Source organism: Neomicrococcus lactis (assembly GCF_014200305.1).
Taxonomy (GTDB): domain Bacteria; phylum Actinomycetota; class Actinomycetes; order Actinomycetales; family Micrococcaceae; genus Neomicrococcus; species Neomicrococcus lactis.
Window position 1 is genome coordinate 2,513,849 of sequence record NZ_JACHBL010000001.1, and the last position, 20,723, is coordinate 2,534,571.

19 protein-coding genes and 1 riboswitch are annotated in these 20,723 nt (G+C 59.6%); of the genes, 10 read left to right on the forward strand and 9 right to left on the reverse strand.

Annotated features, from left to right (window positions below; translation table 11 throughout):
- Positions 1 to 17: 17 nt before the first annotated feature.
- From BKA12_RS11415 to BKA12_RS11435, 5 genes are all read right to left on the reverse strand, one after another.
- Positions 18 to 1,082, reverse strand: a complete 1,065-nt coding sequence (locus BKA12_RS11415; RefSeq protein WP_183643961.1) for an ABC transporter permease — start codon at positions 1,080 to 1,082, stop codon at positions 18 to 20.
- 4 nt (positions 1,083 to 1,086) lie between these two features.
- The gene (locus BKA12_RS11420) at positions 1,087 to 2,088 is read right to left on the reverse strand and encodes a siderophore ABC transporter substrate-binding protein (RefSeq protein ID WP_246361686.1); all 1,002 of its coding nucleotides are present in this window, start codon (positions 2,086 to 2,088) and stop codon (positions 1,087 to 1,089) included.
- A 209-nt stretch (positions 2,089 to 2,297) separates the two neighbouring features.
- On the reverse strand, positions 2,298 to 3,092 hold the full coding sequence (locus BKA12_RS11425) for an SDR family NAD(P)-dependent oxidoreductase (protein ID WP_183643965.1): 795 nt from the start codon (positions 3,090 to 3,092) through the stop codon (positions 2,298 to 2,300).
- 9 nt (positions 3,093 to 3,101) lie between these two features.
- Positions 3,102 to 3,908, reverse strand: coding sequence for an MBL fold metallo-hydrolase (locus BKA12_RS11430; protein WP_183643968.1), 807 nt, complete (start codon positions 3,906 to 3,908; stop codon positions 3,102 to 3,104).
- A gap of 27 nt (positions 3,909 to 3,935) precedes the next feature.
- Entirely contained in the window at positions 3,936 to 4,403 is a 468-nt protein-coding gene (locus BKA12_RS11435; protein WP_338087517.1) for a MarR family winged helix-turn-helix transcriptional regulator, read from the reverse strand.
- 109 nt (positions 4,404 to 4,512) lie between these two features.
- On the opposite strand from BKA12_RS11435, the gene BKA12_RS11440 reads away from it, so the two are divergent.
- Both BKA12_RS11440 and BKA12_RS11445 read left to right on the forward strand, forming a co-directional pair.
- Positions 4,513 to 6,375 (forward strand): ABC transporter ATP-binding protein, encoded by a 1,863-nt coding sequence (locus tag BKA12_RS11440; RefSeq protein ID WP_183643971.1) that lies wholly within the window; start codon positions 4,513 to 4,515, stop codon positions 6,373 to 6,375.
- A gap of 107 nt (positions 6,376 to 6,482) precedes the next feature.
- Positions 6,483 to 7,076, forward strand: a complete 594-nt coding sequence (locus BKA12_RS11445) for an NAD(P)H-dependent oxidoreductase (protein ID WP_183643975.1) — start codon at positions 6,483 to 6,485, stop codon at positions 7,074 to 7,076.
- Positions 7,077 to 7,274: 198 nt separating this feature from the next.
- Here the strand turns inward: BKA12_RS11445 and BKA12_RS11450 are convergent, their stop codons facing one another.
- The gene (locus BKA12_RS11450) at positions 7,275 to 7,541 is read right to left on the reverse strand and encodes a hypothetical protein (RefSeq protein ID WP_183643978.1); all 267 of its coding nucleotides are present in this window, start codon (positions 7,539 to 7,541) and stop codon (positions 7,275 to 7,277) included.
- A 124-nt stretch (positions 7,542 to 7,665) separates the two neighbouring features.
- On the opposite strand from BKA12_RS11450, the gene BKA12_RS11455 reads away from it, so the two are divergent.
- The 3 genes from BKA12_RS11455 (at position 7,666) to BKA12_RS11465 (ending at position 11,173) form a co-directional block, all read left to right on the forward strand.
- A complete protein-coding gene (locus tag BKA12_RS11455; RefSeq protein ID WP_183643980.1) occupies positions 7,666 to 8,772 on the forward strand; it encodes a glutathione S-transferase family protein in 1,107 nt (368 codons plus the stop codon).
- A 249-nt stretch (positions 8,773 to 9,021) separates the two neighbouring features.
- Positions 9,022 to 10,056, forward strand: a complete 1,035-nt coding sequence (locus BKA12_RS11460; protein WP_183643982.1) for a ribonuclease H family protein — start codon at positions 9,022 to 9,024, stop codon at positions 10,054 to 10,056.
- 4 nt (positions 10,057 to 10,060) lie between these two features.
- Positions 10,061 to 11,173 carry a serine hydrolase domain-containing protein gene (locus BKA12_RS11465; protein WP_183643984.1) on the forward strand — a complete coding sequence of 371 codons (1,113 nt, stop codon included), beginning with the start codon at positions 10,061 to 10,063 and terminating at the stop codon, positions 11,171 to 11,173.
- On the opposite strand, the gene BKA12_RS11470 is transcribed toward BKA12_RS11465, so the two are convergent.
- The 3 genes from BKA12_RS11470 to BKA12_RS11480 are packed head-to-tail and all read right to left on the reverse strand — an operon-like array spanning position 11,163 to position 14,194.
- Positions 11,163 to 12,125 carry an FAD:protein FMN transferase gene (locus tag BKA12_RS11470; RefSeq protein ID WP_183643986.1) on the reverse strand — a complete coding sequence of 321 codons (963 nt, stop codon included), beginning with the start codon at positions 12,123 to 12,125 and terminating at the stop codon, positions 11,163 to 11,165. The two genes, BKA12_RS11465 and BKA12_RS11470, sit on opposite strands and share 11 nt — an antisense overlap.
- Before the next feature lie 9 nt (positions 12,126 to 12,134).
- Positions 12,135 to 12,728 carry an FMN-binding protein gene (locus tag BKA12_RS11475; RefSeq protein ID WP_183643988.1) on the reverse strand — a complete coding sequence of 198 codons (594 nt, stop codon included), beginning with the start codon at positions 12,726 to 12,728 and terminating at the stop codon, positions 12,135 to 12,137.
- Positions 12,725 to 14,194 carry a ferredoxin reductase family protein gene (locus tag BKA12_RS11480; protein ID WP_183643990.1) on the reverse strand — a complete coding sequence of 490 codons (1,470 nt, stop codon included), beginning with the start codon at positions 14,192 to 14,194 and terminating at the stop codon, positions 12,725 to 12,727. Before BKA12_RS11480 ends, BKA12_RS11475 begins: the two co-directional genes overlap by 4 nt.
- Before the next feature lie 127 nt (positions 14,195 to 14,321).
- Here BKA12_RS11480 and BKA12_RS11485 point away from each other — a divergent pair, with 127 nt between their 5' ends.
- The 5 genes from BKA12_RS11485 to gcvH all read left to right on the forward strand — a co-directional run bounded on the left by BKA12_RS11485 (position 14,322) and on the right by gcvH (position 20,723).
- Positions 14,322 to 15,086 (forward strand): GDSL-type esterase/lipase family protein, encoded by a 765-nt coding sequence (locus BKA12_RS11485; protein ID WP_183643993.1) that lies wholly within the window; start codon positions 14,322 to 14,324, stop codon positions 15,084 to 15,086.
- A 37-nt stretch (positions 15,087 to 15,123) separates the two neighbouring features.
- Complete coding sequence (locus BKA12_RS11490) at positions 15,124 to 15,855, forward strand: VIT1/CCC1 transporter family protein (RefSeq protein WP_246361688.1); 732 nt, start codon at positions 15,124 to 15,126, stop codon at positions 15,853 to 15,855.
- Positions 15,856 to 15,995: 140 nt separating this feature from the next.
- A riboswitch (glycine riboswitch) is annotated at positions 15,996 to 16,095 on the forward strand.
- Positions 16,096 to 16,267: 172 nt separating this feature from the next.
- On the forward strand, positions 16,268 to 19,156 hold the full coding sequence (gene gcvP, locus BKA12_RS11495; protein WP_183643998.1) for an aminomethyl-transferring glycine dehydrogenase: 2,889 nt from the start codon (positions 16,268 to 16,270) through the stop codon (positions 19,154 to 19,156).
- 32 nt (positions 19,157 to 19,188) lie between these two features.
- Entirely contained in the window at positions 19,189 to 20,310 is a 1,122-nt protein-coding gene (gene gcvT, locus BKA12_RS11500) for a glycine cleavage system aminomethyltransferase GcvT (RefSeq protein ID WP_183644001.1), read from the forward strand.
- A gap of 32 nt (positions 20,311 to 20,342) precedes the next feature.
- Positions 20,343 to 20,723, forward strand: a complete 381-nt coding sequence (gene gcvH, locus BKA12_RS11505; protein WP_183644004.1) for a glycine cleavage system protein GcvH — start codon at positions 20,343 to 20,345, stop codon at positions 20,721 to 20,723.

A 20,723-nucleotide genomic window follows, 5' to 3' on the forward strand; every position in this document is an offset into this window, starting at 1 on the left:
TAGTGGCGGGGCTGGATTTAGGCACGAGGGCGCGACGCTTCCTTGCGCTGCGTGCGCAACAACAAGAGGAGGAAAAGGATGGCGCCGACGACCGACATGATCATGCCCACCGGCACTTCGTAAGGGAAGCGAATGGTACGGCTAAGGATGTCGCAGATCAGCACGATTCCCGCGCCGAAGATCGCGGTGAGTGGCACGGCGCGGCGGAGGTTGTCGCCGAAGAAGAGGGAGACGAGGTTCGGCACCACGAGGCCCAGGAACGGAAGTGCGCCAACGGTGGTGACCACGATGGCGGAGATGAGCGCCACGATGATCATGCCCACCCGCATGATGGATTTGTAGTTGAGGCCTAGGTTCGTGGTGAAGTCGGCGCCCATGCCGGCGACCGTGAAGCGATCAGCCGCGAAATAGCCGATCGCCGTCATGATGGCCACGATCCACAGGAGCTCGTAGCGGCCGCGAATGACGCCGGAGAAGTCGCCGATCATCCACGTATTGAGCGTCTGCAAGAGATCGAACTGATACGCGAAGAACGTTGTGACCGAGGCGATCACGCCGCCCAACATGATGCCAACCAACGGGACCAGCAAGGTGTTTCGGGTGGGCAGCCGGTTAATGACCGTGAGGAATAGCCACGTGCCCAAGAGCGCAAAGACGGAGGCGATGCCCATTTTTGCGAAGAGGGATGCGGCGGGAAAGGCCACGGTCGCCACAAGAATGCCCATTGTCGCGGACTCAACCGTGCCCACTACCGAGGGCTCCACAAACTTGTTGCGGGCCATGAGTTGCATGATGAGGCCAGCAACGGCCACCGCCATTCCGGCGAGGACGACGGCGACCGTGCGCGGGAGGCGGGAGACCCAGAAGATTTCCCATGCGGCCGTATCTCCGCGGAGGAGTGCGGGCAGGCTAACGTCCGTGACACCGATGAACATGCTCGCGGCGCCGAGAACCAGGACGCCAACGGTGCCCCACAGCACGGCGAGACGAGTGCGGGTGTCTCCCGATGCCGTTTTTGAAGCGACTGGCCGGGTTCTCGTGGTTGTTAGGCCTCTCGCGGAGGCGACTGCGGGTGAAGCCATGCGGTTAGAGCGCCTTGGCTACTTCGTCGATCATGGACTTGGTGTTGTTCAAGCCGTAGCCCACGTTGTACCAATTGGTGGCGTCTAGCTGGATGATCTTGTTGTTCTTTGCTGCGTCCGTGGACTTCACGAGTTCGTTGTCCAAGACGGCATTAGCTGCGCCAGTGGCAGTGCCCATAGCGGAATCGCGGTCGATCACGAAGAGGTTGGCCGGGTTCTTGTCCTTGATGTATTCGAAGGAGACAGCTTCGCCGTGGGGGCCTTCGGACTTGATGTCGGCCGCGATGGGGAACTTGAGGATGTCGTGGATGATGCCGAAGCGGCTTCCGGCGCCGTAAGCGGTGAGCTCACCAGCCGAACTCATGACCACTAGCGACTTTCCGGCGTCCTTACCCTTCTCGGCAACGTCGGCAATCTTGATGTCGATTTCGTTGAGCTTCGTCTCGACTTCTTGAGTCTTGCCGAAAATCTGGCCAACAGTCTCAGCGTTCTTCTTGAAGGAGTTGAGAGCGTCCTTCTGATCGACGGAGAGGTCGATTGTCGGCGCAATCTTGCTGAGTTCCTTGTAGGAGCCCGCGGTGCGACCGCTAATGATGATGAGATCCGGAGCGCCTTCGGAGATGGCCTCGAAGTCCGGTTCCTTCATGCTGCCGATCTTCTCGGCGTTAGCGAAGTCCTGGAGCGATGCTGGAAGGACGGTTTCTGGTATGCCCGATGCCTTAAGACCCAGCGCCTGCATGGTGTCGAGAACACCCAAGTCAAAGACGTAAACGTTCTGAGGGTTGGTAGGAACCTCGGTGCTTCCTTGCGCGTGGTTCACCGTGATTTTTCCGGAATCGGCGGAGGTTGCTGAGGCCGACTGGCTGGAGTTTGAGCTGTTCGACTCCGTGGAGGTAGCGGCTTGCGGGGCGCCGCACGCGGTGAGTGCTAACAGCGCCGTTGCTGCAAGGGTTGCCATGGAAAGGCGCATCGACTTGCGCGTGACGGCCGAGTGAAGAGAAGTCATGAGAGGCTCCGAACGTTGCGAATGTGTCCGTTGCCCCTCAGTCCCATTAGGGAATGAAAATGTGATCTATTTGAGCAACAACCACGAGGCTATAGGTAAGGCTAACCTCACTGCAAACTCTTGTGACGCACTTCACGTGCGTTACGAAATAAATTTGTTCGCTAATTATTTGGCGCTAGGGGTGGCTAACTGCTGGAGAATGGGCGCGCTTAGCGCCCGCGGCGTGCAATCTTTTCCACGAGCGAGTCCGGCGCCATGCGTGCCAAAGTCGCCGCGGCGCGGTACTTGGTTGACGGAATGCTGACCGACACCCCGGCGTGCGAGGCAGTGAGACCTTCGCGGACCACTTGCTCCGCGGTCAACCAGGACCACTCGGGAATGAACTTGGTGTCCATTTCCATACGCTCATGGAATTCGGTCTTCACGAAGCCAGGGCACAGTGCGAGCACGTGGACGCCGCGATCTTTGTAGAACACGTTGGCCCAACGCGAGAAGTTCACCATGAGTGCCTTCGCGGCCGAATACGTTCCACGAGGTGTGAACGCGGCAACGGAAGCGACGTTGATGATGCGGCCGCCACCCATGTTGGCCATGGCGTTGATGGCGGCGTGCGCGAGACGCAAAGGAACTTCGGTGTGAATCCGCAAGTGTGCGAGTTCGTCTTCCCACGCGTTGTCCGCAAAATTACCGCGCAAGCCATAGCCGGCGTTGTTGATCAGCATCGAAATGGGGCGAGACGCATCTTGAAGGCGCTGAACGACGCGCGCTGCGCCGTCGTCCGTTAAGAGATCCGCCGAAAGAATCTCAACCGGAACCGCGTAGCGCGTGTGAAGCTCGTTGGCGACGCGCTCAAGCCGTGCCTCATCGCGGGCGACGAGAACCAGCGAGTGTCCGCTCGCGGCAAGTTGCTGCGCGAATTCGGCGCCTAATCCGGACGTGGCGCCGGTGATGAGGGCGGTGTATGCGGGCGTATCGAGTTCTGACGTGCGGGGGCGTTCGACCATACTTCGATGTTATCGAGCTTGCTCAGTCAGATAGTGCAACTGGGCGTCGACGGACTTCCGCGCGGCTCCCTTCAGATTCTCGGGAACGTCGCTGTAGACCAAGTTCGTGACCTTATCCAGCGCAGTGGGGTCCGTCGCGGTGAGGCCGAGCTTGTCGAGGGCAGAGGTAATTTGGCCGAGACGATCTGCGCGGTGCTCTTGGTAATAGCGCACCACATCGCCGAGCTTTGCGCCCACGGGGCCGTGGCCCGGGAGCAGCTTTGCGTTTGGATGTGTGGCGAGGCGGTCAAGGGACTTCAAGTACTGCACCAGAGTGCCGTCTGGGTAGTCAAGGATCGTGGTGCCCTGGCCCAAGATGGTGTCGCCGGTCAGGACGCGCGCGTGGTTGCGATCGCCATCTTCAACAATGAAGCATGCGGAATCCGCTGTGTGGCCAGGGGTGTGGAGAACCTTGACGGTTGTCCCGGCGGCCTCGATGATCTCGCGGTCTTCTAGTGGTTCGGCGGCGCGGCAGTGTTCCTGAAGGAAAGCGCGGACGGGTGCGCCGGTGCGGATCTGGACATCATCGATGGCCTCGGTGTGGTCCGGGTGATGATGCGTGATGAGAATGAGCTCGATGCGGCCGAGCTCGGTGATCTGGTGAAGGTGCTCACGGAGTGAAGGTCCGGGATCGACGATGATCCAGCTGTCGCCGTCATTGCCGCTGAGCGCGTAGGTGTTTGTTCCCGTCAGGGTCATGGGGCCGGGGTTGTTCGCCCGCAACAGCTTGATCCTCGTTGCGGTAGTAGAAACCGCGCTGTGACTTGCATCGCTCATAGGCACACTATAGCGATAGCGGTCTTTTCAGCTGGCCGACAACTTGCGCAGGATGCTCGAGAGTTGCTCTCGCTCATCCGCGGAGAGCACTTGGAAAAACTCTTCCGATTGGTCGCGGCGAACGGAGCTCACCTTGTTGATGAGCTCGTTTCCCTCGGCGGTGAGTGCAAGCAAGATGGCGCGGCGATCTGTGGGATCGGGGGAGCGGGTGATGAGTCCCTTGGCTTCGAGCTGATCCACAACATCCGTCGCCGAACGCGGGGTAATTCGCAAAGAATCGGCGACGTCGCGAAGTCGAGGGCAGCCGTCGTCGTGCCGCGACACCATCGAAAGGGTCCGCCATTGGTGGGGTGTGAGGTCGAAAGGCGCAAGGCTTTCAGTCCAGCCGCGCCTCAAGTTGCGGAAAACACCGTGCATGAGCTCGCCAAGAACTGGCTCCTCGTGGAGATGAAGAGTGTTCCTCGTTGATGAGTTTGGGTAAATGAGATCTTGCACAGCTCTAGTGTACCAATTTGCGCGATAACCACAATGTGCGGTAACCTCACTATGTCGTTTACGCAGGAATCTGTATCTTCGCGTGACAGATTTGAATAGGGGGTCCCTTATGGATCACAATCTCCAGACTTCGCCCGCCGGAAACGGCGCGGGCAGCGGTAATAGCGGTGGCGGGCGTGGAGCCGGCCGCATCAAGCCAGCCGACAAAAACCAAATTTCTCGTTACCCCGTCTCTTTTTCACGGGTCGCGTCCTTGTTCTCACCGCATAAGGTGAGCATCGCCGTCGTCATTCTTCTGATCACCATGTCCTCAGCAATTTCGCTCGCGCAACCGTTCCTGGTTCGCGGCGTGATTGACGATGCTTTGCCGCATCAAAATGTGCAGCTGCTCGTGTGGCTCACACTGGCGATGGTGGGAATTGCGGCGCTGACAAGCGTGCTTGGCGTTTTTCAGACGTGGCGCGCCACCGTGATGGGCCAGCGCGTGATGCATGCGCTGCGCGTCAAACTCTTCACTCACATGCAGAAACAGTCGCTGGGATTCTTCACCCGAACGCGTGGTGGCGAGGTGCAAAGCCGACTCATCAACGATATTTCCGGCATGCAATCCGTAGTGACCACGACGGCCACCGGTATTGCATCCAACGTGACGACGGTCGTGGGAACGGCGATCGCGATGATCGCTCTTTCGCCGCAACTCAGCCTGCTTTCGCTCATCGTGTTGCCGCCGTCTATCTACCTTTCGCGCAAGGTCGCGCTGTTGCGCCGTGACATCACGGAGGAGCAGCAGATTGAAGTTGCTGCGCTTCATGCTCAGGTCGAGGAGAGCTTGTCCGTTTCTGGCGCTCGCCTTTCTAAGACTTTGGGCACTGCGCCGCGCGACGCTGCGAACTTCGCGCAACGTTCCGAGAGCCTCGTGGGCCTGGAAGTGCGCTCGCAGTTGGCCGGCCGCTGGCGCATGGCCACGATGAGCATTGTGTTTGCCGCTATTCCGGCCGCGATCTACTTGGTGGCAGGCTTGCCCGTCACTCGTGATGGCATGACGATCGGTACCTTGGTGGCATTCACTGGCCTGCAGGCCGCGATCTTCCGGCCCATCATGGGGCTCTTGAATGTGGGTGTGCAGTGGGTGAGCGCCATGGCGTTCTTCTCCCGCATCTTTGAATACCTTGATCTGACCCCGGACATTCCTGAGCCCGCGAAGCCCGTTTATGCTGACCCGGAGACGGCTCGCGGCGAGGTTCGTTTTGAGAACGTATCCTTCGCATACCCGCGCTCGAAGAAGGGTGAGGCTTCCGGGAAGGGTCAGGCTTCCGGCGATTCTGCCGAGGCTTACACGCTTCAGGGCGTGAATCTGGTGTTGACGCCAGGAACTACGACGGCGGTCATCGGTGCAACCGGTTCTGGTAAATCCACCCTGGGTTCGCTGGTGCCGCGACTGAATGAAGTCACTCAGGGACGCTTGCTGATCGACGGTGTGGATGTCCGCGATATTTCCGGACAGAATCTCTCGAGCCTGGTGGGTGTTGTTTCGCAGGAAACGTACCTCTTGCACACGAGCATTCGGGCGAACCTGTTGCTCGCCAAACCGGATGCCAGTGAAGTTGAGTTGTGGGAAGCTCTCACCGCGGCACGCGTGGCCGACACGGTTCGCGGTTTGCCTGACGGTTTGGACACTGTGGTGGGCGCTCGCGGACACCGATTCTCCGGTGGAGAGCAGCAGCGTTTGGCCATTGCGCGCACCATCTTGCGCAACCCTCGCATCCTGATTCTTGATGAAGCAACGTCTGCGCTGGACAACTCGACCGAGGCCGAAGTGCAGGCTGCGATTGATCACTTGGCGGTTGGCCGAACCACGCTCACGATTGCTCACCGACTATCGACGATCCAGAACGCGGACGTGGTGGTGCGCCTCGACGGCGGTCGGATTGTGGAGCAGGGCAGCCCGGCTCAGGTGCTCGCTGCGGCCTAAGTGTGGCGTTGGCAACAGCTCGGAATAACTTCTGAATGTATTCAGTTGCATATACCAACAGCGCAATTTGCGACAGTGATCAGCAGAGAGTCAATAGGAGACTTACCGTGAACAAGATTGCCATCGTCACCGGATCCACCCGACCAGGCCGCAACAACCTCGGTGTTGCTCAGTGGGTTCTTGAACAAGCTCAGCAGCGGGGGGATGCTCAGTATGAGCTCGTCGACATTGCGTCCTTCAACCTCCCAGTTCTCGACGAGGCCTACCCGGCCGCGTACCAGAACTACCAGAACGACCACACGAAGGCTTGGGCTGCAAAGCTCGCCGAGTTCGATGGCTATGTCTTTGTGACGCCTGAGTACAATCACTCGGTGTCGCCAGCTCTGGCCAACGCTTTGTCCTTCGTCAACGCTGAGCTCAACAACAAGGCCGCTGGCCTCGTGGGCTACGGATCGGCCATGGGCGCTCGCGCTATCGAGCACCTCCGCGCCATTCTCTCCGAGCTCCAGGTTGCTCACGTTCAGAAGACCGGCCTGTTCAGCCTCTTCACCGACTTCAAGGATTTCTCATCCTTCGAGCCAACCGAAGCAGGCGCAGCATCCATTGCGCCGATGCTGGATCAGCTCGCCGTGTGGACTGCGGCTATGAAGTCCGTTCGCGTTGAAGCCGAAGTTTCTGACGAAGATTCCATCAACGCCTAACGTTGAGCGGCACATAAAACTTGCTCTTGAGCCATCGTTCTGAAGCATATTGACGGTTGCTCGAGGCAAGATCAAGGGCGTGGTTCGTTTCCCCCCGAACCACGCCCTTACTTCTACCTACGGTTTTGTCGCCTGAACCTGTCTTGAGTTCACGTGCACGTCAACTTCATTGAGCGGCCAAAGCCTCCGTTGATTGATTTAGTGATCCGCGTGCGAAGACTCCGGTGTGCCGGTGACAACCGCCATCTCCACAGCTGCCTTGTCCAGCTTCACGGTCCGCTCAACCTTCATGGCCTTGAGATCAATAATCTTGAGCTCCTTCTTGGTCGCGTCCGTGACATACGCCTTGGATCCGTCCGGGCTGGACACCGATGGCGCGGCGCCATTCGACATAGTTCCCGGTGCCTTGGATGCGGGGCCGCAGGCAGAGAGCGCGAGCGTGGAGGCCAAAGCGATGCTGGCCATGGACAAGAGAGAGTATCGATTTTTAACACTTTTACATTCATTGCCATGAAAATCGTTTGCAACAACAGATATGCGGAGAGTCCTCCGGTGTTCGCTGCGACCCCACGATGAGTAGGCTGATTCCATGACTTCTTCAGAGTTCTCCACCAAAGGCAGCTACGTCACCGGCGGCGAGTTCAACCGCGACACCAACTACATCGAGGACCGGATTGTTGCCGATCCTGACGCAATCCGCGCCTTGCCCACGGCGCAATCGTCAACCATCGGGCAGCTCGGCGCTGGCCTGACCGAAGGCGCCGAAGCGTGGCCTGTTGAGCCCGGGCGCTATCGCCTCGTGGCCGCCCGCGCTTGTCCATGGGCTAACCGCACGCTCATTGTGCGCCGGCTTTTGGGCCTCGAAGACGTCATCTCTGTCGGTCTTCCCGGCCCCACTCACGACGTCCGTTCATGGACCTTCGACCTCGACGAAAACGGCAAGGATCCCGTCCTCGGAACCGAGCGCCTCCAGGAAAACTACTTCAAGCGCTACCCGGATTACCCCCGGGGTATCACGGTTCCGGCCATGGTAGATATCCCGAGCGGCGGCGTCGTAACCAATAATTACCCCCAAATCACGCTGGACTTCTCCACGGAATGGAAGGAATTCCACCGCGAAGGCGCACCGGATCTGCTGCCCGCTCACTTGATGGATGAGATGTGGCCCGTGATCAAGCGGGTTTTCACGGAGGTCAATAATGGCGTGTACCGCGCCGGTTTCGCGGGCACGCAATCCGCGTACGACGACGCCTACTCACGTCTGTGGGTCGCCATGGATTGGTTGGAGGATCGGCTTCGGCGCCAACGTTTCCTGATGGGCGAGACCATCACGGAAGCTGACGTGCGCCTGTTCACCACGCTGGTGCGTTTTGATCCCGTGTATCACGGCCACTTCAAGTGCAACCGCAACAAGCTCGCGGACATGCCGAACCTCTGGGGTTATGCGCGCGAGCTGTTCCAGACGCCGGGCTTCGGAGACACCGTGGACTTCGACCAGATCAAGAAGCACTATTACGTGGTTCACGAAGACATTAATCCCACGCAGATTGTGCCCGTGGGGCCGGACCTCAGCAACTGGTTGGAGCCGCACGGCCGCGAGAAGTTTGGGGGCTCACCGTTTGGCGACGGGACCGCGCCTGAGCCTCCTCGCGAGGACGAACTCGTGGTTCCGGAGCACAATCCGCTGTACAGCTAGCTGTCTATTGACTCCGTGGGGTGTTTTAGGGGTCTTCCCGGAAAACGAATTGCCAAGTTAACGCCGTCTTGGGGCTCAGAACAACGTTAACTTGGCAACTCGATTCGAGATTCAGCCGTGGCGAGCATGTGCTCGAGATTCAGCCGTGGCGAGCACGCACTCGATATTCTCGCCGACAGCTGGACACATCTCTTGGGACAAGAAAGCGCCTCAAACTAACTGTCCTAACTCCATGACAGTATGGAAATTATGGCAATTGTTGCAGCAGCGGACGGCTCGTCCTTAGGTAATCCCGGCGCTATGGGCTGGGCTTGGTATGTCGATGACAATACGTGGCAGGCCGGTGGCGCCAAGCGCGGAACGAACAACATCGGTGAGCTGACCGCAGTTTTGGAGCTCTTCAAGGCCACGAAGCATCGCGCCGAGGAGCCGCTCCAGATCCTCTGCGATTCCCAGTACGTCATCAACTGCGTGACCAAATGGATGCCGGGCTGGAAGAAGCGCGGTTGGGTCAAGGCTGACAAGAAGCCCGTACTCAACGTGGATCTGCTCAAGCAGATTGATGCCGAGCTCGTAGGCCGCACCTACAGTTTCGAATGGGTGCGCGGACACGCAGGCCACCCGCTCAACGAGGCCGCTGACGAGCGCGCGCGGGCTGCCGCGACTTCTTACCAGAACGGCTCCGCGCCGGATGAGGGCCCCGGTTTTCCTGGCGCTGGCAATTCAGAATCCAGTACGACGGCGCAGCGTGGCTCCTCGAGCGCCGCACATAACGAATCTGTGGCCGCTTCTCAGGATAGCGAGAGTGATGTCCCTGCTTCCGCGTCTGCGTCGGCCATAGAACAGTCCGCTGAACAAGATGACCAGATGGACTTGTTGAGCCTGCTTTCGGACGATGATCCTGAGGAAACTCAAGCAAGTCAGGCCGCCGAAAGCGTGGTTGATGCTGTCTGGAAGCTTGAGCGCGAACTTCTCAATGCGTATGTTGAAGCTTCCACTATGGACAGTGAACCCGATATAGTTCATTTATTAGATGAAATGTTTACAGGTGTAAGGGCGGATGGCGTACTCGTCGAGGATTCATCAACGCCCATGACACCTGTTCAGAACTCCTCGATGGAACGCTTGGACGGCGTAGAGCTCCTGAGCAATGTGGTTCGCCTGAACTACGTTCTCGATGCTCGGCGCGACAGCGGTTTTGGCGAGCTTGTAGTTGGTTCCACCTGGTTGCAACGAGGCAAGAGCTGGAAACTGGCGTTCCGTCAGGAAACCGGAAGGAACTAATTGCATGGCCGTCGCTTCAGGATTTGAACCGCTTGAAGAACTTCTTCAAGGATTCGTCGAAGCGACGCCGGGTTATTCCGCCCAGCTGTGTGTGATCCAAGGTGGTCACACCATCGTGGACATTGCCGTGGGGGACATTTCGCCCGAGCAACTCTCCGGCGTTTTCTCGTGTTCTAAAGGCGCTGCCGCCTCAGTCATTGCTTTGCTGCTGCAGCGCGGCCAATTGCGGCTCAACGCACCCGTTGCCGAGTATTGGCCCGAGTTCGCGGCGGCTGGCAAAGAGAACGTCACTGTTCATGAGCTTTTGAGTCACCGTGCGGGTCTCATGGGAATCGATGGTGGCGCACCTATGGCCGAGTACTTGGACTCGAGCGTGGTCGCCCAGAAACTCGCAAACATGCCGCGCATGTGGGCCGGAAACTCGCTCTTTGCCTACCACTCGCTCACCATGGGCGTTTTTATGGAGGAGCTGGTTCGCCGGGTCACGGGGGAGCGGCTGCAAGAGATCTACGAACGGGAAGTTCGCGCGGTCCACGAACTGGACTTCTATCTGGGATTGCCGGCAGAACTTGAAAACCGGTTCGTTCCCGTGCGCCACCCGCTGAACGCTATGCCTGAAGTCTTTGTAGATCCCTTTGGATTGCAGGGCGTCGGCGCGAATTCTGTCACTGGTTTCCTCGACAACGAGGGACAGCAAACCTTTGATCTCTTCTCTGTCCCCAACGTGCGCGCTATCCGGGAAAGCGGATTCTCCGCCGTGGGTGGTGTGGCCAACGCGCGGGGGCTAGCCTCTTTGTACGAGGCGTTCCCCAACATGATTCAGCCGGAAACACTCGCTGAGATGACTACCCTCGCCACCTCTGGATTGGACGTTTCAAACGGCGAACCTGGCGCCTTTGCCACTGTTTTCACCAAGCCACGACTGGGAAATGACTTTGGTTCGTGGCGGGCCTTTGGACACAACGGCCTCAACGGATCCGTGGGGTATGCGGACCCTAGCTACCAGCTGGCAGTCGGGTACTTGCCGCTCCATGCTGAAGGCGTGGGCACCGGATCGCGGTCGGACCAGATCTCAAAGCTCTTGCGTCAACTGATCCTGCGGAACGCTAGTACATAACCGATTGTTCGAACCGCTCACGATGACGAGTGGTGCGCGGCCAATTGTTGCTGGCGACCAGTGAGCCGTCGCTGAGTACCGCCAAGGCTTCGTAGCCAGGGAACTCGGAAAGCAAGGAAAACGCGATCCGTCCGCCAGCGGCCACTGCAGTGGCGAGAGCATCTGCCGTGACAATGTCGGGACCCATCACGGACACCTGGATAATCGGTGCCGGTGAATCCGTCTGTGAGTCATCCAATGATTGATCCGGGCCAGCTGGGATTGAAGCTGAACGGTTCCGAAGGTCCGGGTGTGTCAGAGGACCCGGTTGTGAGTCAGCCCGGGACCAGATGTGGTGACCACGTTCGGCAATACCTGAAGTAGCCAATGCGGTCTGAAAGCCTGGCGTCCCTGTGGCATCGATTGTCGCGAGAAGCTGCGAAGAGTCATGAGGGTCAACAATTCCTAAAGCCCACGGCGTTCCAAAGAACGGCGTGCGGGCTCGAGGATCATGGGCTGACGGGTGGGAAGGTGCAGGCGAACCCGACACCAAGATGTCCCCGCCTGCATTGATAGACCAATGTGGAATCCCCACCGTGTCCAGCACGTTTCCGGCTTCCCGGATAGTCCAGGCCTTCACGACACCGTTGAGATCGAGATCCCCGCTGGGAGAATACGGTGAGAAGTGGCCATGAGTGAGGTACGAAAACTCGGACGCCAACGCATAGACCTCGCGGAACGTGGCGCTTGCATCGGGAAGCAAGACCTCGCCACGATTCACGCGTGAGAGTTCAGAGGAGGACAGGAACGGTGAAAACCGCTCCTCGGCGTCCATGAACACTCGGGCGGCGGTCTCCGTAGCAACCGCCACCTCAGAGGAATCAATCGGTGCGGAAATCGAAATGACTGTACCCATGGCTTCGAAGGTTCGAGTGCTGAGGCGAGCTGCGTCGTCGTCCTGGAAAGTATTCACGAATGTGTCCTAAAAATTGGCTTTATCGAGGGCGGACTGGAGCGAGGAGAGGTAAGCCTCGGAGGTGTAGGTCGCGCCGCTGACGGACTGGACGTCGGTGGACTGTGAGGAGAGGACTTCGGAGCGCAGGGTGGGGATGGAGCGCTGCGAAATCATCGTGGAGCGACCGTCGTTGTCCGGTGCGGCAAGCGTGGTGACGTCGGTGATCTTGCCATCGGCGATGGTTACGGAGACCTGCACATCGCCCCAGCGGGTGCTGTAGGCGGTGCCCTTGAACGTGCCGTCGGAGGCTGAAGAGGATCCTGAAGAGGAACCCGAAGTCGACCCCGAAGAAGAAGACGTTCCGGAAGATGAGCTTCCAGTAGATGAGTCAGACGAATCCGAAGAGTCAGACGAATCGGTCGAGCTCGAGGATCCCGAGTTCCGCGTCTTGGTCGATGAAGACGAGGACGAAGAAGAACCGGAGCTAGACGTTGTGGAGTGGATGGACGTCGCGGCGGTGGGGTCGAGGGCGTTGCTCGAGGTGTACACCCCAGAGAAGATGCCGCCCGTGATCACCGAGATGGTGGCAAGGCCAGAGAAGATCAGATTGCGCGCTTTCACCAGGAGAACCTTTCGGAGTGGAGGGATTCTTGTTTGAGGCCGGCGGCTTGTGCGTCGGCGAGAACGGCATCCGTCCAGGCGCTAGGGCCGCAGACGTAGACATCGGACTGGGACAAATGTGGGGCGTAGCTTTCCAGCGTGTAGCCGGCGAGCGCGTGATCTGCTGGTAGCCAGCTCGCGCGGTCCAGCTTCGCGGCGCGTTCTAGAGAGAGGGAGTAGCGGTCGGAGGCCTGGACACGGTGGCCCACGAGCTCGAACAACACGGCGCCGCGGTTCCAGCACCATTCGCGGATCTCGTCTCGCAGGATGAGGGAGTCTTCGTCGGAAGCTCGGATGATCACGGTGCATTCGCCGGGAGCAAAGTCCGCGGTTTCCACGAGGGAGCGGATGGGGCCAATTCCGGCGCCGGCTCCTGCCAGGACCAACTTGGGCTGCGTACGGGCGGCTTCGGTGAAGAGGCCGTAAGGGCCCGCGAAGTAGACGCGCGTTCCGGGCTTGACGGACCCAATGGCGGCGGAACCGGAACCGAGATTACGGACCGTGAATCGCAAAGAGTTGCCAGTCGGTGCTGCCGAAAGCGAGATGGGGTGCTGCTGCCACCACAAGTGCGGGGTGAAGAAGCGCCAGCGAAAAAACTGTCCGGACTCCGCTTCGAGCGAGCGCACGCCGGGGCCGGTCATGGTGACTGTCCAAGAATCCGGCACCGAATCGCCGGAGGGCAGCGCCCTCCACGAAGACACGGTCACGTCGGAGACTCGCAGTGATGCTTGGAAGCTGCGCACTAGCGGCAGGGCTATGCGGAACACCAAGATGGCGCTCGCGGTCAGCAAATAGGCGGTGATCCAGTACCAGCGGGAGATGGTGCCGGAAGCAAGCACGGATCCCATGCTGAACTGGTGCGGGATGGAGGATGCCACAGCGGCATAGGACAAGAAATGCACGCCCATCCAGAACTCGCGCGGAAGCTTACGCTTGACCACCACGAGTGAGGACACCACTACCAAAACGAACAGCGCCATGGACACGTACGCCCAGACCATGTCTTCAATGCCGATTAAGGACATGGTCTCCGTTATCGGATCCACGCCTTCGGAGAGGCCATAACCCACCGTGATTAGCAGGCCGTGCGCCAGCAGTCCGTAGAGCGATGGCTTACCCAGCTGGTTGTGCAAGCTGATGGCTCGGTCTAGGCCGATGGTTTGGTCCACCCACGGGATACGGGCCGCGAGCAAGAGCATGATGAGTACCATTTGCGTCGCGATCAGGCCGGTCAGGATGCCAAGTCCGGTGACGATGTCGCCTGCGGTGTGCCACTCGAGGGGTGCGCCGGTTGCGAGATAGAGGGCGGTGGGCGCGGCCACGGCGAAACCGAAAGCAAGCGCGAATTGCGTTTCTTGGGACGTACGACGACGCCGCTTGCGTCGGTAGTCCACCGTGGGATTCGTGAGGGTGGGGGAAAGGGTCATGTTTCAAGAATTCGCCTGGTTGCTATGACGAGGCTGTGAAGGGTGCCAGTCCTTCTTGTGCATCCGTGGTGGCGTCCACTCAGCCGGGGTGAACCACCACACACTCATCACGACGTAGGCTATGGGCGTGGAATTTGAGAATCGTTATGTAGCAATCGGGGACTCTTTTACGGAAGGCGTGGGCGATCCTGACGACTCACGTCCCAATGGAGTGAGAGGTTGGGCGGACCGCGTCGCCGAGCAGCTGTGTGCGAGCGATGACTCGTGGGGCTACGCAAACCTGGCGATCCGCGGCAAGAAGATCAAGCAAGTAGTTGCCGAGCAGATCGAGCCGGCGTTGGCGCTCAAGCCCACCCTCGTGACGATGTACGCCGGTGGCAATGACATCTTGCGTCCCCAAGTGGATATCGACGCGCTCATGGAAGAGTACGCGGATGCCGTGCGGCGACTTCGCGCATCGGGCGCTCAAGTAGTGCTCTTTACAGGCTTTGATTCGTCCGCTTCCTCCGTGTTCGGCAAGACCCGCGGCCGCACGGCGATCTACAACGAATTCGTGCGCGAAGTCGCGGAAGAGACCGGATCTGTGATCGCCGACTATTGGCGCTGGCGAGAATTTCGGGACTGGCGCTACTGGGCGGATGACCGCCTCCACATGGGCACGCCCGGCCATATGCTCATGGCCAAGAAGGTTCTCGAGGTGCTGGCACACGCGGATTCCATCGACACTCCTCACTTGGACGAGCGTCCGGCGAAGACGCGTCGCCAAGAACTCGCCGACAACGCACGGTGGACCAAAGAGTTTTTGGGGCCGTGGGTACACCGCCGACTGACGGGCCGCTCCTCGGGTGACGGGCTGAGCCCGAAATACCCGGAGTTGGTTCGCCTAACCTAGCTAGAAATGCATGTCCATCTAGTGGATTATGACTGTCATGGCTTTTGAAAACCCTGACACACTTCACGCTGGTGAAGCGCACGCAAATGGATCCCAAGCGCACAAGTTGAACTGGCTACGTGCCGGTGTGCTGGGCGCCAATGACGGCATTGTTTCCGTCGCCGCTGTGGTGGTCGGTGTTGCCGGTGCCACGACGGAAGCATCACCTATTATCTTGGCCGGTGCTGCCGCCCTAGTCGGTGGCGCCATCTCAATGGCGCTCGGCGAGTACGTATCTGTCTCCAGCTCCGCCGACGCCCAAAAGGCGTTGATTGAGAAGGAGAAGTGGGAACTCGCGAACATGCCAGAGCATGAGCTCGAGGAACTCACGCAGATCTACCAGGGCAAGGGCCTCAAGCGAGACACTGCCGAGCAAGTGGCTCAAGAGCTCACGGATCATGATGCGCTGAGCGCGCACCTCGAAGCCGAGCTGCACCTGGACGAATCGGAAGTCGTGTCTCCATGGCACGCTGCTTTCGCCTCCGCCGTCGCCTTCTTCGTCGGTGCTGCGCTACCGTTCTTGACTGCAGTACTCCTGCCAGCAGGTCTCAAGGTTCCTGTCACCTTTATCGCCGTGCTCGTGGCCCTCGCCATCACTGGCGCTGTCGGAGCCAAGCTGGGTGGAGCACGCGTGGTCCCCGCAACGCTACGCGTGGTGATCGGTGGTGCGCTCGCGCTCGCCGTCACGTACTTCATCGGTGCTCTCATCGGCAACAGCGGAATGGTCTAAGCGCAAAAGCCTGAAGCACAGCGTTATCAAGCTGAAAATCGCACTGGAGCGGCGGCGTCGTCCTTTATAAGACGGCCCCGCCGCTCCTTTGTTGCTTTCTTGTGAACGGCTTCACTAGAATCGCAAAAGCAGTATGCCTTTGATGCGCGGCGGGAGAGTTCCGCTCGAATCCACGGGCGGACGCCGAAGGAGCAAGTCCCTCCCCGGGAATCTCTCAGGCATCCGTACCGCCGCGAAGAGGCACTCCTGGAAAGAAGCGCCATAGAGCGCTCACCGACGGTGCAAGCCCCGGAATCCGCGTTGACATGTCATGCGCGGGTGAAGGGTGGAATCTCTCAGGTATTGGGTACAGGATGGGGAGGAACGGTCATTTTTTGGCCGTCATCGCCCGCCCAACCTAGGGAGATTTCGTATGACTCTCACCCCACACATCTCTGAGTTCACGATTGACCAGGACTTTTCCGCTCGTCACATCGGACCTCGTGAAGACGACGTCAAGCGCATGCTTGAAGTTGTTGGATACTCGACTCTAGACGAACTGGTGGACACCGCCGTTCCCCAAGGCATTCGCATGGAGGGGGACCTCCAGCTCCCCGAAGCGCGGACCGAAATGCAGGTTCTCCAGGACCTTCGCAACTACGCCAACCAGAACGTCATCAAGACTCAAATGATTGGGCAGGGCTTCTCCGGAACCCTCACGCCGCGCATCATTTTGCGCAAGGTGCTTGAAAACCCAGCTTGGTACACCGCGTACACGCCGTACCAGCCAGAAATCTCCCAGGGCCGCCTCGAGGCGCTCTTGAACTTCCAGACCGCCGTGCAGGATTTGACCGGTCTGCCGATCGCTAACGCTTCCATGTTGGATGAGGCCTCCGCTGTGGCCGAAGCCGTGCTGCTCATGCGCCGTGCCAACAAGAAGAAGGAAGCTGGTAAGACTGTCATTGACCAGGACGTCTTCCCGCAGACCCTCGCCGTGGTGAAGGGCCGTGCCGAAGCTTTGGGCTTTGAGGTTGAAGTTGCTGACTTGTCCCAGGGTCTTCCTGAGGGCGACATCTCCGGTGTGGTCTTGCAGCAGCCGGGCGACTCCGGCCGCATCATGGACTACAAGGCCATCATCGAAGCCGCTCACGAGCGTGGCGCTTTGGTCACGGTGGCTGCTGACATCTTGTCCCTCACCTTGATCAAGTCCCCAGGCGAGCAGGGCGCTGACATTGCAGTGGGCAACACCCAGCGTTTGGGTGTTCCGCTGTTCTTCGGTGGTCCACACGCTGCGTTCTTCGCTGTCCGTGACGGCCTTGAGCGTCAGATCCCGGGCCGCCTCGTGGGCGTTTCCAAGGACGACGCCGGCCGCCCTGCGTACCGCTTGGCGCTTCAGACTCGCGAGCAGCACATTCGCCGCGAGAAGGCTACCTCCAACATTTGTACCGCTCAGGCGCTCTTGGCCATCACGGCCTCGATGTACGTGGTGTACCACGGTCCAGCGGGCTTGAAGGCGATTGCTCAGCGCACGCACCAGCGCGCTCGCGCTCTGGCGGCATTGCTCGCTGAGCAGGGCATTGCTTTGGCTTCGGATACTTTCTTTGACACGGTTCGTGCCAAGGTTCCAGGCCGAGCTCAAATGATTACGACGGCGGCAGAGCACCAGGGCATCAACATTCGCTTGATTGATCAGGACACGGTCTCGATCTCTACGGATGAGTTGACCACGCTCGAGCACGTTGCCGCTGTGGCCGGTGCTTTCGGTCTGCAGAACGCTATTGAGAAGGTCAAGGAAGCTGCAGCTGGCGCTCGCGAAGGTGATGCACTGGGCGGACAGAACCGTGAGTCTGACTTCCTGACGCACCCGATCTTCAACTCGATCAAGTCTGAGACCCAGATGCTGCGTTACTTGCGCAAGCTCTCTGACCGCGACTTGGCGCTGGACCGCACCATGATCCCGTTGGGATCTTGCACCATGAAGCTCAACGCAGCTACCGAAATGGAATCCATTTCTTGGCCAGGCTTCGCGGACATCCACCCGTTCGCTCCAGAGTCTCAGACCGCTGGCTGGCGCGCGCTCATCACGGACCTCGAGTCCCGCTTGACCGCGATCACGGGCTACGCAGGCGTGTCCATCCAGCCAAACGCTGGCTCCCAGGGTGAGTACGCGGGCCTCTTGGCTATCCGCCAGTTCCACCTCTCCAAGGGTGACACCGAGCGCGACATCGTGCTGATCCCTGCCTCCGCACACGGCACCAACGCCGCGTCGGCAGTGCTGGCCGGACTGCGCGTCGTCGTGGTCAAGACCGCTTCTGACGGAACCATCGATTCTGCTGACCTCGACGCGAAGATCGCGGCGAACGAAGGCAAGATCGCCGCCATCATGATCACCTACCCGTCCACGCACGGTGTCTACGACGCCGACGTGACCGAAGTGTGCCGCAAGGTTCACGAGGCCGGCGGACAGGTCTACATCGACGGCGCCAACATGAACGCTCTCGTGGGCTTGGCACAGCCAGGCAAGTTCGGTGGCGACGTGTCCCACTTGAACCTCCACAAGACGTTCTGCATCCCTCACGGCGGCGGCGGACCAGGCGTTGGCCCAGTTGCTGTTGCTGAGCACTTGGTGCCGTTCCTTCCAGGCGCTGCTGCAGGCCCGAAGAACGGTCGCGAAGGCACCCCGGTGACGGCCACCACGTACGGCTCCGCCGGCGTGCTGCCGATCTCCTGGGCCTACGTTGCGCTCATGGGTGCCGAAGGCTTGCGTCAGGCCACCATGATGGCGCTGTTGAACGCTAACTACATCTCCAAGCGACTCTCCGAGCAGTTCCCTACGCTCTACACGGGCAACAAGGGACTGGTTGCTCACGAGTGCATCTTGGATCTTCGCGAACTCACGGCCAAGACCGGCGTGACCGCTGAAGACGTCTGCAAGCGTCTGATCGACTACGGCTTCCACGCTCCAACCCTCGCGTTCCCGGTTGCTGGCACGCTCATGGTGGAGCCCACCGAGTCTGAGGACTTGGGCGAGATCGATCGCTTCATCGACGCCATGATCGCCATCAAGGCGGAAATGGATCAGGTGCTGGCCGGAGACTTCACGGTGGAGGAATCCCCACTGCGCAACGCTCCACACACCACCCGATCCCTCATGCACGGCGAATGGGATCGCAAGTACACCCGCGAACAGGGTGCGTTCCCAGGCAACGTGGACTTCACGGACAAGTACTTCCCACCTGTGGGACGTATCGACGGCGCGTTCGGCGACCGCAACCTCGTGTGCGAGTGCCCACCGCCAGAAGCTTTCGACGAGACCAACTAACCCGGTTCCCCACGTTTTAGAAAGAGACAAACATGACTGCACAACAGACTGTTCTGCATGACGTGCATGCAGCGCTCGGTGCCTCGTTCACGGACTTCGGTGGCTGGGATATGCCGCTCAAGTACGGTTCTGAACTTGCTGAGCACAAGGCCGTCCGCGAAGCCGCTGGCGTCTTTGACCTCTCCCACATGGGCGAAGTTCGCGTCACTGGCCCGGACGCCGGAAAGTTCTTGAACTCCGTGCTCGCCGGTAACCTGGCCGTGATCAAGGTGGGTAAGGCCAAGTACTCCTTGATGACCAACGCTGAGGGCGGCATTGTTGACGACCTCATCACCTACCGCTTGGGCGAAGAAGAGTACTTGGTAGTGCCGAACGCAGGTAACGCCAAGACCGTTGCTGGCATCCTCGCCGAGAGCGTTGAGGGCTTCGACGTGACCGTCAAGGACGAGTCCGCTGACACCTCTCTCGTAGCCGTTCAGGGCCCGAACGCGGAAGCCATCTTAGTTCCGCTCGCGGGCGAAGGACAGGCCGAGACCGTGTCCGGCATGGGCTACTACGCCGCAGCTCCGGTCACGATTGCTGGCATCGACATCCTGTTGGCTCGCACGGGCTACACGGGCGAAGACGGCTTTGAGCTCTACGTCGCTAATGACAAGGCTGCTGAGCTGTGGAACGCCGTCTTGGAAGCTGGCAAGGAGCAGGGCTTGATCCCTTGTGGTTTGGCTGCTCGAGACTCGCTGCGCCTCGAAGCCGGCATGCCGCTGTACGGAAACGAGCTGTCCGCAACAGGCTCACCGTTCGAAGCTGGTTTGGGACCGGTCATTTCCTTCAAGAAGGAAGAGAGCTTCCCGGGCCGTGAAGCACTCGAAGCTGCCAAGGAAGCTGGCTTGGGAACCACCTCAGGTCGCAAGCTCGTGGGACTCAAGGGACAGGGTCGTCGCGCTGCTCGTGGCGGCTACGCAATTTCGCTGGATGGCCAAGAAGTTGGCGCCGTCACTTCTGGACAGCCCAGCCCTACTCTGGGATACCCTGTGGCCATGGCCTATGTGGACGTTGCTGCAGCCGAGCTGGGAACCGTCCTTGACGTGGACCTTCGTGGCAAAGCAGAGAAGTTCGAGGTTATCGAGCTTCCGTTCTACAGCCGCAAAAATTAAGTACCCAACCAACAATTCCTTCAGGAGCAAATATGAGCAAGGTTCTTTCTTCCCTCCGCTACTCCGTAGAGCACGAGTGGTTGGATAACTCCACTCCAGCCAAGGTCGGCATCTCGCAGGTTGCTGCAGACGCTTTGGGCGACGTTGTGTACGTTGACCTTCCAGAGGTTGGCGCACAGCTCACCGCTGGCGAGACTTGCGGTGAAGTCGAGTCCACAAAGTCCGTTTCTGACTTGTACTCCCCAGTGACCGGCACGGTCGTGGAGATCAACCAGGAAGCAATCGACAACCCAGGCATCCTCAACGAGGACCCTTACGGCGCTGGCTGGTTGTTCACGGTTGACGTCACCGAAGAAGGCCCACTGATGTCCGCTGCAGAATACGCTTCTGCAAACGGCGGAGATGTTGAGTAA